Annotated in this window: 13 protein-coding genes; 6 read left to right on the top strand and 7 right to left on the bottom strand. The window is 68.1% G+C overall.

From position 1 onward, the window contains the following. Positions 1-379 precede the first annotated feature (379 nt). Positions 380-2,326 (bottom strand): glycoside hydrolase family 15 protein, encoded by a 1,947-nt coding sequence (locus QR64_RS10240; protein ID WP_039585133.1) that lies wholly within the window; start codon positions 2,324-2,326, stop codon positions 380-382. A gap of 66 nt (positions 2,327-2,392) precedes the next feature. Between QR64_RS10240 and QR64_RS10245 the strand changes: the two genes are divergently transcribed. From QR64_RS10245 to QR64_RS10265, 6 genes are all read left to right on the top strand, one after another. Continuing rightward, the gene (locus QR64_RS10245) at positions 2,393-2,599 is read left to right on the top strand and encodes a hypothetical protein (RefSeq protein WP_039585134.1); all 207 of its coding nucleotides are present in this window, start codon (positions 2,393-2,395) and stop codon (positions 2,597-2,599) included. A gap of 171 nt (positions 2,600-2,770) precedes the next feature. Continuing rightward, complete coding sequence (locus QR64_RS28665) at positions 2,771-2,863, top strand: Ms4533A family Cys-rich leader peptide (protein WP_309568822.1); 93 nt, start codon at positions 2,771-2,773, stop codon at positions 2,861-2,863. Between the two features lie 152 nt (positions 2,864-3,015). Beyond that, complete coding sequence (locus tag QR64_RS10250; protein WP_039585135.1) at positions 3,016-4,041, top strand: sulfate ABC transporter substrate-binding protein; 1,026 nt, start codon at positions 3,016-3,018, stop codon at positions 4,039-4,041. Positions 4,042-4,155: 114 nt separating this feature from the next. Next, the gene (gene cysT / locus QR64_RS10255) at positions 4,156-4,953 is read left to right on the top strand and encodes a sulfate ABC transporter permease subunit CysT (protein WP_016694104.1); all 798 of its coding nucleotides are present in this window, start codon (positions 4,156-4,158) and stop codon (positions 4,951-4,953) included. Then, the gene (gene cysW / locus QR64_RS10260) at positions 4,950-5,756 is read left to right on the top strand and encodes a sulfate ABC transporter permease subunit CysW (RefSeq protein ID WP_039585136.1); all 807 of its coding nucleotides are present in this window, start codon (positions 4,950-4,952) and stop codon (positions 5,754-5,756) included. Before cysT ends, cysW begins: the two co-directional genes overlap by 4 nt. Next, on the top strand, positions 5,753-6,751 hold the full coding sequence (locus QR64_RS10265) for a sulfate/molybdate ABC transporter ATP-binding protein (protein WP_039585137.1): 999 nt from the start codon (positions 5,753-5,755) through the stop codon (positions 6,749-6,751). Before cysW ends, QR64_RS10265 begins: the two co-directional genes overlap by 4 nt. A gap of 34 nt (positions 6,752-6,785) precedes the next feature. On the opposite strand, the gene QR64_RS10270 is transcribed toward QR64_RS10265, so the two are convergent. From QR64_RS10270 to QR64_RS10295, 6 genes are all read right to left on the bottom strand, one after another. Next, complete coding sequence (locus tag QR64_RS10270; RefSeq protein WP_039585139.1) at positions 6,786-7,661, bottom strand: universal stress protein; 876 nt, start codon at positions 7,659-7,661, stop codon at positions 6,786-6,788. A gap of 96 nt (positions 7,662-7,757) precedes the next feature. After that, a complete protein-coding gene (gene ppk2, locus QR64_RS10275; RefSeq protein WP_006554492.1) occupies positions 7,758-8,648 on the bottom strand; it encodes a polyphosphate kinase 2 in 891 nt (296 codons plus the stop codon). Positions 8,649-8,753: 105 nt separating this feature from the next. After that, positions 8,754-9,497, bottom strand: a complete 744-nt coding sequence (locus QR64_RS10280; RefSeq protein ID WP_006554491.1) for a sirohydrochlorin chelatase — start codon at positions 9,495-9,497, stop codon at positions 8,754-8,756. Then, entirely contained in the window at positions 9,494-10,828 is a 1,335-nt protein-coding gene (locus QR64_RS10285) for a sulfate adenylyltransferase subunit 1 (RefSeq protein WP_039585140.1), read from the bottom strand. The genes QR64_RS10280 and QR64_RS10285 overlap by 4 nt, the downstream gene beginning before the upstream one ends. Positions 10,829-10,830: 2 nt before the next feature. After that, on the bottom strand, positions 10,831-11,775 hold the full coding sequence (gene cysD, locus QR64_RS10290) for a sulfate adenylyltransferase subunit CysD (protein ID WP_006554489.1): 945 nt from the start codon (positions 11,773-11,775) through the stop codon (positions 10,831-10,833). Then, positions 11,772-12,500, bottom strand: coding sequence for a phosphoadenylyl-sulfate reductase (locus QR64_RS10295; RefSeq protein ID WP_006554488.1), 729 nt, complete (start codon positions 12,498-12,500; stop codon positions 11,772-11,774). Before QR64_RS10295 ends, cysD begins: the two co-directional genes overlap by 4 nt. Between the last annotated feature and the right edge of the window lie 13 nt (positions 12,501-12,513).

Below are 12,513 nucleotides of genomic sequence, written 5' to 3' on the forward strand. Positions count from 1 at the left end.
CACACGGACGTCCACATTCGAGCTGAGGTGAGCCTCACCTGAGGTGGAGGTCGCCCATGCGCCGAGTCGTTCTCTCCGCGGTAGCGCTCGTACTGTTCGTCGCCCCGACCCTCGTGGCGTGTTCGTCGGACACCGATGACACCGCGACCGCCGGCGGCGAGACCGTCACCGTCGAGCACTCCTACGGCACGACGACGATCGAGGGCACACCCGAGCGGATCGTCGCGACCTCCAGCCAATGGCTCGACGCTCTCGTCGAACTCGGGGTGCAGCCCGTCGCGTACTACAGCGCCGGCTCGTACGGCGACGAGCGCGGCCTCTATCCGTGGCAGACCGACGTCTCCCCGGATGCGGTGGCGCTGAGTCGCCTGAGACCGGCTCACGGTCCGAGATGCGCGGGCCGGAAGTTGCCCGCTCCGATCTCCCGCTCTGCGCGGATGACATGGACGACGGCATTGATGAGCGCCAGGTGGGTGAACGCCTGCGGGAAGTTCCCCAGATGACGTCCGCTCTCGGTGTCGATCTCCTCGGCATAGAGCTTCAGGGGGCTCGCGTAGTCGAGCAGGCGCTGGCACAGTGCGGCGGCCCGCTCGACCTCGCCGATCTCGACGAGCGCCGAGACCAGCCAGAACGAGCAGATGGTGAACGAGCCCTCCTTGCCCGCGAGCCCGTCGTCGGTGGTCTCCACCCGGTAGCGCAGCACCAGCCCGTCCTCGGTGAGTTCGTCGGCGATCGCCAGCACCGTGGCCCGCACCCGGGGGTCGTCTGCGGGCAGGAAGCGCAACAAGGGGATCAGCAGAGCCGACGCGTCGAGTGACGGGTGGCCGTACCGCTGGGTGAAGACGCCGCGTTCGTCGACGCCGTGTTCGAGGACGTCGGCCTTGATCTCGTCGGCCATCGCCGCCCACTTCCGGGCGTAGTCGGGACGACCCTGCAGTTCGGCGAGTTTCGCGCCGCGATCGAGTGCCACCCAGCACATGACCTTCGACGACACGAAGTGCTGGGGTTCGCCGCGCACCTCCCAGATGCCGCGATCGGGCTTGCGCCAGTTGGCCGCTGCCTCCTCGACCTGCCGGCGCAGGGTGTGCAACAGCGTCTGGGGGAAGTGCCCGCGGGACTTGACGTGCAGGTACACCGAGTCGAGCAGTGTGCCCCAGATGTCGTGTTGCTGTTGGTGATAGGCGTCGTTGCCGATGCGGACCGGGGTGGCGCCGTCGTAGCCGCTCAGATGATCGAGGGTCGACTCCGGCAACTCGCGCTCACCGCCCACCCCGTACATCACCTGGAGCGGATAGCGGACGCCGTCCGCGTCGCGTGAGACGTCGAGGATGAACGAGAAGAAGTCGTCGGCCTCCCGGTCGAACCCGAGGGTGTACAGACCCCACAGTGCGAAGGTCGAATCGCGTACCCACGCGTAGCGGTAGTCCCAGTTACGTTCTCCGCCAGGTGTTTCGGGGAGTGAGGTCGTCGACGCTGCGAGCAGCGCCCCGGTCGGGCTGTAGGTCAGTCCCTTGAGCGTCAGAGCGCTGCTCTGCAGGTAGGTGCGCCACGGGTGATCCGGGAAGCGGCCCGTCGTGATCCACTCGCGCCAGTAGTCCTGGGTGGCGGTCATCTTGACGGCGGCCTCGTCGAAGGTGTGCGGCATCGGGCAGTCCGACCACGACAATGCGACGAAGGCCGTGTCGCCCTTGTGGAGTCGACGTCGCGCGCGGACCTCGCGGTCCTCGATTCCGAGGCGCAGATCCGTCGTCATGCGCAGCGTCGGATGTTCGTCCGGCGCGTTCCGGCACACCGCGGTGGCCTCCTCGTAGACCTTGCCGGTATAGCTCCATTCGGTGCGGCCGCGGTGGTAGTCGAAGGCGGGTTCGCAGCTGACGTACAGGTCGACCGTCCCGTTCACGCAGCGCACCGTGCGCAACAGCATGTGCTCGGCCTCCCAGTCGGACGGGGTCCGGCGATGCGTGGTGGAGCGTTCCTCGACGTCGTACCAGGGTGACATGACCAGCGCGTCCCGCACGATCATCCAACCCGTGTCGGTCTGCCAGGTCGTCTCGAGCACCAGACCGCCCGGCAGGTACCGGCGTGCCGCAGGAACGGTGCGGTCGTGCGGCGACAACCGGAAATGTCCCGCGCTGCGGTCCAGCAGCGACCCGAACACACTCGGCGAGTCCGGACGGGGCACGCACATCCACTCCACGGTGCCGTCACGTGCGATCAGGCAGGTGCTCTCGCAATCCGAGAGGAATGCGTAGTCGTCGATCGGCGGGAACGGACTCCGTCGGAAGGGTGCCCCCGACAGCGGTGAGGAGGAGTGGTAGTGGTCCATCCCTCCATGATCACCGCGGGCCGGGCGGATCGCAGCGCGGTTGCCGAACCTACTAGGGTGTAGGCAATGGATCGGGTGGCTTCGTGGTGGGACGGCTTCGAGCTGTGGCTCGCGGGCCTGTCCTTCGTCCCCCAGGTGACCCTGGTGCTCGCAGTGCTGGTGCCGGCCTGCTCCGGGGTCGCATGGCTGCTCGATCGGGCGATGGCCGGTGTCTTCGGACTGCTCGGCCGCGGAGAGACGGACTCGCCCGCCACGACGACGGAGGATTGCTGACATGCCGCGTTCGCGCGTAACCCTGGCGCTGATCGCGCTGCTGATCATCGTCGTCGTCGCATGGCTCGTCTCCATGTGAGCACGCCGCTCCCGCATCCGGTTCGGTGCTCGACGTCCGGTGTCCGAATCGTCGATTTCGGTCGACCCTCGACCTCTGCTAATCTCTGCCGCGTGTCCGCGACCACTCTGCCCCGCCTCCGCCACGAGTTGGCGTTGATCGCTGTGGGCATGCCATCGGTCGCCGACATCGACTGTTGTCGCTGAATCCTCCTTCTCTCCGCGGTCCCCGTCTTCCGGATCCTCTCGTCCGTCGGTGCCGCATCCTCGCGAATCCCGGCCGGTCCGATTCCGGCAGCCCCTCGTCCGGTGCCGGTCGCGTTCATCCCCCCTCGAAACAGCCCCTCAGGAGGCTCGTCATGAAACGTTCCAGGTTCGCTGTCGCGGCGTTCGCCGCGGTCACCGCACTCTCCCTCACCGCCTGCTCCGGTGGTTCGAGCGACACCGTCGGAGCCGAGAGCGGCGGCGACGGATCCGGCGGCACGGTCAACCTCTACGCCTACGCCGTGCCCAAGGTCGGATTCGACTCGCTGATCCCCGCCTTCCAGGAGACCGAGGAAGGCGAGGGCGTCGTCTTCCAGCAGTCCTACGGCGCCTCCGGAGACCAGGCCCGCAAGGTGCGCGACGGCGCCGAGGCGAACTTCGTGAACTTCTCCGTCGAGCCCGACATCACCCGTCTCGTCGACGCGGGACTCGTCGACGAGAACTGGAACAACAACGCCTACAACGGGATACCGTTCGGATCGGTCGTGACCATCGTCGTCCGTGAGGGCAACCCGAAGAACATTCGGGACTGGGACGACCTGCTCCGGCCGGATGTCGAGGTCGTCACCCCCAACCCGTTCAGCTCGGGTTCGGCGAAGTGGAACCTGCTTGCGCCGTACGCCGCGAAGAGCAACGGCGGCGCCGACCCGCAGGCCGGCATCGACTACGTCACCGCACTGGTCACCGACCATGTGAAGGTACAGCCGAAGTCCGGTCGCGAGGCCACCGAGACCTTCCTGCAGGGCACCGGCGACGTGCTGCTGAGCTACGAGAACGAGGCACTGTTCATCGAGCGCAACGGCGACCCCGTCGAGCACGTCACCCCGCCCGTCACCTTCAAGATCGAGAACCCTGCGGCGGTACTGAAGAACGCGAAGGACGTCGAGGTCGCGCAGGCGTTCAACGACTTCCTGTACACCCCCGAGGCCCAGCGCCTGTGGGCCGAAGCCGGTTTCCGGCCCGTCGATCCGACCGTCGCCGAGGAATTCGCCGATGAGTTCCCGCAGCCGGAGAAACTGTGGACCGTCGCCGATCTCGGCGGCTGGGAGACCGTGAACGAGGAGCTGTTCGCCGACAGCACCGGCACCATCGCGGTGATCTACGACAACGCAACGAAGTAGAGCACGCGCGTGACCGTTTCGGAACACACCGCCGGGTCGGGAGATTCGTCTCCCGCCCCGGCGGGTTCGCGTCGCCGGCCGTCCGCCACGGCCCCCGCCCGACCACGACGCCGGATGTTCACCGGCGCCGTCGGGCCCCTCGGTATCGGCATCGCCACACTGTGGTTGAGCCTGATCGTCCTGCTTCCCCTCGCGGCCCTGGCCTTCCACTCCGTCTCGGACGGTCTCGGGACGTTCGTCGATGCGATCACCGCTCCGGCCGCCCTGGCGACCCTACGGATCACCGTCGTCGTCTCGCTGGTCGTCGCGGCGATCAACGCGGTGATGGGCACGGTGATCGCCTGGGTGCTCGTCCGCGACGAGTTCCCGGGCAAGAAGTTCGTCAATGCCCTGATCGACCTGCCCTTCGCGCTACCGACGATCGTCGCGAGCATCGTGCTGCTCTCGCTGTACGGGCCGCAGAGCCCGATCGGTGTGCAGCTCAACGCGACCGAGCCGGGACTGGTGGTGGCGCTGGCGTTCGTCACGCTGCCGTTCGTGGTGCGCTCGGTGCAGCCGGTGCTCATCGAGGCCGACCGTGAGGTCGAGGAGGCCGCCGCCTCGCTCGGCGCCGGCAACTTCACGATCTTCCGCACGGTCGTGCTGCCCGTGCTCGCGCCGGCGGTCCTCGGCGGCACCGGCCTGGCATTCGCCCGCGCCATCGGCGAGTACGGCTCGATCGTGCTCATCGGCGGCAACATCCCGTACAAGACCCAGGTCGCGTCGCAGTACATCCAGCAGCAAATCGAGATCGACCGGCCGGTCAACGCCGCCGCGGTCTCCGTCGCGCTGCTGGTGATCGCCTTCGTCGTGCTGTTCGTCCTGCGCCTGGTTGCAAATCGGGGGCTGCGCCGAGAGGAGGACGACCGGTGAAACAGTCCCTCGCATCCCGACTGTCGCTGCGCTTCGTCGCGCTCGCCTACCTGTTCGTACTGTTGCTCGTCCCGATCGGGGTGATCCTCTACCGCACCTTCGAGAACGGCATCGTGGCGTTCGCCGAGTCGATCAGCACCCCGGCGGCGATCTCGGCTCTGAACCTGTCGCTGCTCATCGTCGCGATCGTCGTGCCCGTGAACGTGATCTTCGGCATCGTCGTCGCGCTGGCGCTCGTCCGCGGCAGATTCCCGGGGAGGGGACTGTTGCAGGCCGTCGTCGACTTGCCCTTCGCGGTCTCGCCGATCGTCGTGGGTGTCGCCCTGATCATGTTGTGGGGCGCCAACGGCTGGTTCGGTGCCGTCGAGGATCTCGGCTTCAAGGTGATCTTCGGCCTGCCGGGCATGGTGCTCGCGACGATCTTCGTGACGCTGCCGTTCGTCGTGCGCGAGGTCGAACCGGTGCTGCGCGAGATCGGTGAGGAGCAGGAGCAGGCCGCCGCGACCCTCGGCGCGAACACCTGGCAGACCTTCTGGCGGATCACGTTGCCGGCGATCCGCTGGGGCCTGACCTACGGCATCGTCCTCACCGTCGCGCGGGCCCTCGGCGAGTTCGGCGCCGTCATCATGGTCTCGTCCGGCTTCCCCGGCGTCTCCCAGACCCTGACGCTGCTCGTGCACGCCCGGTACATCGACGACCACAACACCTTCGGCGCCTACAGCGCCGCGACCCTGCTCATGGCCATCGCGGTGATCGTCCTGCTGCTGATGACCCTGCTCGACCGGAAGAGGACCACCGAATGATCGCTGTTACCGGGGCGCGCAAGAACTACGGAGATTTCGCCGCACTCGCCGACGTCGACATCGACATCCCGTCCGGCTCGCTCACCGCCCTGCTCGGACCCTCGGGTTCGGGGAAGTCGACGCTGCTGCGTTCGATCGCCGGCCTCGAGACCCTCGACGCGGGCACCGTCCACATCGCCGGTAAGGACGTCACCGGCGTCACCCCGCAGAAGCGCGACATCGGTTTCGTCTTCCAGCACTACGCCGCGTTCAAGCACATGACCGTGCGCGAGAACGTCGCCTTCGGACTCAAGATCCGCAAGCGGCCCAAGGCCGAGATCACGAAGCGGGTCGACGACCTGCTCGAGATCGTCGGGCTCGGCGGGTTCCAGCGACGCTATCCGGCGCAGTTGTCCGGTGGCCAGCGTCAGCGCATGGCGCTCGCCCGTGCTCTCGCCGTCGACCCGCAGGTGCTGCTGCTCGACGAGCCGTTCGGTGCCCTGGACGCGAAGGTGCGCGCCGACCTGCGGACCTGGCTGCGCCGCCTGCACGACGAGGTGCACGTGACCACCGTGCTCGTCACGCACGACCAGGAGGAGGCGCTCGACGTCGCCGACCGCATCGCGGTGATGAATGCCGGACGTATCGAACAGGTCGGAACGCCGGAGGAACTCTACGATCGCCCGGCGAACAGCTTCGTGATGTCGTTCCTCGGGACGGTGTCCAAGCTCAACGGCGTGCTGGTGCGGCCGCACGACATCCGGCTCGCCCGGCAACCTGCGCTCTCCGACACCTCCGGCGGCTCGGTCGGTGTCACGCGGGCGACCGTCGAGCGTGTGGTCCGGCTGGGCTTCGAGGTGCGCGTCGAACTGCGCAACGACGCGACGGGTGAGCAGTTCACGACGCAGATCACCCGCGGCGAAACCCACGACCTGGGGCTCGTCGCGGGCGACACCGTCTACGCGCACGCTCCGGCCGCGTCGGAGACCGCCCCGCTCGGTACCGCCGCACAGTAACCGAGCGGGGGACTCGAGGGTCACGCGGGTCGGCTCAGTGGGCCTCGGTTTCCGATCGGTGGTGGGCGCGGCAGATCATGACCGGACAGCAACTGTGATGGATGAGTCCCTGACTGCTCGAGCCGACCACCGCAGCGGCCAGCGGGCTCCGGCCGTGGCTGCCGACCACCACGAGCTGGGCACTCTTGGATTCCTCGAGCAGGACGATGTCGGGCTTGCCCCGCTCGACCCGGTAGGAGACCGCGACGTCGGGGAACCGTTCGGTGTGCCAGGAGGTATGCGACTTCATCTCCTCCCTCCGGTGCTCGACGTAGGCCGTCCAGTCCGTGAACCGTGACCCCTCGCCGTAGGTGAGCGTGGACTGCTCCGTCCAGGTGTGGATCGCGACGAGGGGTGCCTCGAGCGCCGCGGCGGTCGCGAACGCATGCTCGACGGCGGACTCGCTGACCTCGGTGCCGTCCACTCCGACGACGACCGGGCGCCCGTCGGGCGGTTGGAATCCGTCGCGGCTGCGCCACGTCACCACCGGGCATTCCGCGTGGTTGGCCACCGACACGACGTCGGAGCGCCGGATCATCGACTCCCACTCCGTGGTGGTCGTGTGGCCGAGGACGATCATCCGTGCCTCGCGCGACAGGTCGGTGAGCACTCGATCCGGCTTGCCCGACGGAGTGGACCGCCGGACCTCGACCCGGTCGACCGCGCCCCGAACTGCCGCTTCCGCGGCGGTCAGAACGGCTTCCTCCGACGGGTCGGTCCCGTCGCCGGAGGTGGGGGGATGAACGTGGACCAGGTCGATCGGTTCGCCGAGACGTCGGGCGACGCAGGCGGCCCACCGGGCCGCATCGAGTGCGCTGTCCGATCCGTCGATGCCGACGACGATTCCGTGACCGACATTGGCTGTGCCCATGCTGCCTCCTCGCGTCACCATCCAGTGTGGTACGGATCGCAGTCTGGGCGCCAGTCCTGCGCACCTCGGCACGCCCGGAGCACGACCTCCCGGCAGCTAGTCGCCGACGGCGTCCTTGCCGCGCTGCACGATCCTCGGGTCGGCCGGGAAGACGATCTGACGGTCCTTGTCGTCGTACTCGAACTGGTTGAGGAAGAACCGCATCGCGTTGACCCGGGCCCGCTTCTTGTCGTTGGACTTGATGGTCGTCCACGGCGCCCAGTCGGTGTCGGTGCGCCGGAACATCTCTTCCTTCGCGTCGGTGTACTGGTCCCACTTGTCGAGCGATTCGAGGTCCATCTCCGACAGCTTCCACCGCCGCACCGGATCGAGCTGGCGGATGGCGAAGCGCGTGCGCTGCTCCCTCCGGGTGACGGAGAACCAGAACTTCGTCAGGGTGATGCCGGCGTCCACGACGAGCTTCTCGAACAACGGGACGTGCTCCATGAAACGTTCGTACTCGTCGTCGCTGCAGAAACCCATGACCCGTTCGACGCCGGCTCGGTTGTACCAGGAGCGGTCGAACAGTACGAGCTCACCGGCGGTGGGGAAGTGCTGGATGTAGCGCTGCATATACCACTGGCCCTGCTCACGGTCGGACGGCTTGTTCAGCGCGACGGTCCGGGCGTGCCGGACGTTGATGTACTCCTGGAACCGCTTGATCGTGCCGCCCTTGCCGGCGGCGTCGCGACCTTCGAACACGATGATGTGCTTGGAGCCGTTGTCCTTGGCCCACGACTGGAACTTCAGCAGTTCGATCTGCAGGAGATACTTCTCGACCTCGTAGGTGGCGCGGTCCATCCGGGTGTCGTACGGATAGTTCTCCCGCCAGGTGTCGACGGCCCGGCCCTCGATGTCGATCAGATCGGGGTCCTCACCGTGGTCGTCGCGCACCGAATAGCCCTCCGTGCGGAGCCGATCGATGTAGCGCCGAAGTTCGTTCTGCACGTGAGGCCCTCCCGGATCACCGATGTCGTCGGACGACGACCGTGACTCCGTTGTAGCGGAGGAATGCAAATCGTGCGTGAACTCGGGTGGAGATCCGGAAGTGACTCAGGCCACGCGCAGTCCGCGCCGCCGGTGCACGGCCTCGGTGTAGCGCTCGGTGATCACCCGCGCGACGGCATCGTGCCGGGTGAGGGTCTGCGCGACCCGCACGTGCCCGAGGCTGTCGGCCTCGGCGCAGGCACGGTCCCACAGCAGCCCGGGGGCGAGGATCCACGGTGTCAGCACGACGGTGCGGGCACCGCGGGAGGTGAGGTCGGCGAGGGTCGTCCCCACGGACGGACCGGTCGTGGCGAAGCACGCCGCGGCCTGCGTCCACGCCGTGCCGACGAGAATGCGGGGCACGACCAGCCCGGTCGCCCGGTTCGCTTCGGGGCGTCGCGATCCCACCGCGCACACTGCGATACCGACGGACGGATCGTCGGCCGACACCCCCGTGGCCGTGATGAGATCGCGAGCCGCGTCGACGAGGAGATCGTCGTCGCCGAGGATCGGCGAGCACAGCACCTCGAGCAGCGGATGACGTTGCTGCGCTTCGTGCAACAGGGCCGGCAGATCGACCCGCGCGTGGAAGGCGCTGCCGAGCAGCAGCGGCACCACCGCGACCTGCCGGTGCCCGTCCGCGGCGAGCGCGTCGAGAGCCTGACCGACCGACGGGGTGTTCAGGTCGAGGAACGCGAGTCGCACGTCCAGACCGGGGTTCTCGGCCCGGACGGTGTCGAGCGCGGCAGCCACGGCCTGCGCCGAACGCGGGTCGCGACTGCCGTGCGCGACGGCGACGAGCGGCATCATGCCGGGACGCGGTCCCCGAGCTCGATGTCGGCGAGTCCGTCGCCCACGAGACCCGCGGCGAGGGTGTTGCCCCCGGCCGGATCGATCAGCAGGAAGCTGCCGCTGCGGCGGTTGATGCGGTAGTCGTCCGCGGCGATCGGCTCGGCCACACGCACCGTGATGCGCGCGATCTCGTTGAGCTCGATGCTCTCCGGGCTCGGGACGGAGGAGAGATCCTGCTCGTCGAACCGCTCGTCGATCGTCCCGACGATGGCCTGCGTGATGCGGGTGCCGTGCTTGAGCAGCAACCGGGCGCCCGGGCGCAACGGCTTCTCGGCGAGCCAGCACACGGTGGCCTCGAACTCCGACAGCGGCTCGGGTGCCGCCTCCGGGGTGGCGATGATGTCGCCGCGGGAGACGTCGACGTCGTCGGCGAGCACGAGGGTCACCGACCGGCCGGCGTGCGCGACATCGAATGCGCCGTCGGCACTGTCGATGCGCTCGACGGTGGTGCGGACACCGGACGGCAGCACGACGACCTCGTCACCGGGGCGCAGGGACCCTGCCGCGACCTGACCGGCGTAGCCGCGGTAGTCGGGGAACTCGGCGGTGCGGGGACGGATCACGTACTGCACCGGGAAGCGCAGACCGGTCTCGTGCCGGCCGTGCACATCGGCGTCGACGGGAACCGACTCGAGGTGCTCGATGAGCGTCGGGCCGTCGTAGTAGGGGGTGCTCTCGCTGCGCACGGCCACGTTGTCGCCGTGCAGCGCGGAGACCGGGATCTCCTGCACGTCCTCGGGTGCCCAGCCGAGCGAACTCGTCAGTTCCCCGAACTCGGCGGAGATCTGCGCGAACACCGAGGCCGGATCCTCGACGAGGTCGATCTTGTTGACCGCGAGGACGAGCTTCGGCACACCGAGCAGGGCCAGCACGGCGGCGTGCTTGCGGGTCTGCGAGACGACACCCTTGCGCGCGTCGACGAGCAGGACGACGAGCTGCGCGGTGGACGCACCCGACACCGTGTTGCGGGTGTACTGGACGTGACCCGGGGTGTCCGCGAGGACGAAGCTGCGCTTCGGCGTCGCGAAGTAGCGGTACGCCACGTCGATGGTGATGCCCTGCTCACGCTCGGCGCGAAGGCCGTCGACGAGCAGCGAGAGGTCGGGGGTGTCGAGGCCGCGGTCGACCGACGCGCGGGTGACGGCGTCGATCTGGTCGGCGAGTACGGACTTGGTGTCGTAGAGCAGTCGTCCCACCAGGGTGGACTTGCCGTCGTCGACCGAACCGGCGGTGGCGAGGCGCAGCAGCTGCGTGTCGCTCTGCACGCTCTGCTCGTGAAGGTCGCTCATGATCAGAAATAGCCCTCTCGCTTGCGGTCTTCCATCGCCGCTTCGGAAACCCGGTCGTCGCCGCGGGTGGCGCCGCGCTCGGTCAGTCGTGATGCCGCGACCTCGGCGAGGATCTCCTCGTTCGTGGAGGCCTCGGACAGGATCGCGCCGGTGGTCGATCCGTCGCCGACGGTGCGGTAGCGCACCGAACGCGTCTCGGGCTCTTCGCCCTCGGCCGGACCGCCCCAGACACCCGGGGTCATCCACATGCCGTCGCGGCGGTAGACGGGGCGCTCGTGCGCGTAGTAGATGCTCGCCAGTTCGACGTTCTCGCGGGCAATGTAGCGCCAGATGTCGAGCTCGGTGAAGTTGCTCAGCGGGAAGACACGCACGTGCTCCCCGGGTGCGTGCCGCCCGTTGTACAGATTCCACAACTCCGGACGCTGACGCTTCGGATCCCACTGGCCGAATGCGTTGCGCAGCGAGAAGATCCGCTCCTTGGCGCGCGAACGCTCCTCGTCGCGGCGGCCGCCACCGAAGACGGCGTCGAACCGGTTCTCCGAGATCGCGTCGAGCAGCGGCACGGTCTGCAGCGGGTTGCGGATGCCGTCGGGACGCTCGGTGAGCCGGCCGTCGGCGAGGTAGTCCTCGACACTCGCGACGTGCAGTCGGAGGTTGTACTTTTCGACGACGTGGTCGCGGAACTCGAGGACCTCGGGGAGGTTGTGGCCGGTGTCGACGTGCAGCAGCGCGAAGGGCAGCGGCGCGGGCCAGAACGCTTTGATGGCGAGGTGCAGCAGGACGGTGGAGTCCTTGCCTCCCGAGAACAGGATGACGGGGCGTTCGAACTCGCCCGCGACCTCGCGGAAGACGTGGATCGCTTCCGACTCGAGGGCGTCGAGGGTGTCGAACCGGTTGCCGTCCAGCAGCGTCCGGGTCTCGGTGGGATTCGTATCGGTGAGTGTCATGAGGCGTGCAACCCGCATTCGGTCTTGGCTCGGCCGGCCCAGCGCCCGCTGCGCGGATCGGCTCCGGGAAGTGGTTTGGTGGTGCACGGGGCGCACCCGATGGACGGGTAGCCCTCGTCGACGAGCGGATTGACGAGGATCCCGTGTTCGTCGATGTAGTTCTGCATGTCCTCGTCGGACCATGCCGCGATCGGATTGATCTTCACCAGTCCGAACGCGTCGTCGAACGAGATGAGCGGTGAGTTCGCGCGGGTGGGCGCCTCGACACGGCGGATTCCGGTCACCCAGGCGCGGTAGCCCTTCAGGCTCTCCTTCAGCGGCACCACCTTGCGCAGGCGGCAGCACTCGTTCGGGTCGCGGGCGAACAGATCCTTGCCGAGCAGGGCGTCCTGCTCCGCGACGGACTGCTGCGCCCGGGCGTTGACGATGTTCACGCCGTACACCTGCTCCACCGCATCGCGCGTGCCGAGCGTCTCGGCGAAGTGGTAGCCGGTGTCGAGGAACAGCACGTCCACGCCGGGGCGCTGCTGCGCGGCCAGATGGACCAGGACACCGTCCTGCATGTTGGACGCGACGATGTACCCGCTACGTCCACCGTCGGTGGTGGGGGTACCGAAGGTCTCGTCCGTCCACCGCAGGAGTTCCTGCGCCGACGCACCTTCGAGTTCTGCCGCCCCCTGCGCGGCAATACTCCGGAGCTCGTCGATGTTCGTATCGATCGTCATCGCGTCCCTTCCC

Origin of the sequence: Rhodococcus sp. Chr-9 (assembly GCF_000801125.1) — a bacterium.
Classification (GTDB): Bacteria; Actinomycetota; Actinomycetes; order Mycobacteriales; family Mycobacteriaceae; genus Rhodococcus; species Rhodococcus pyridinivorans.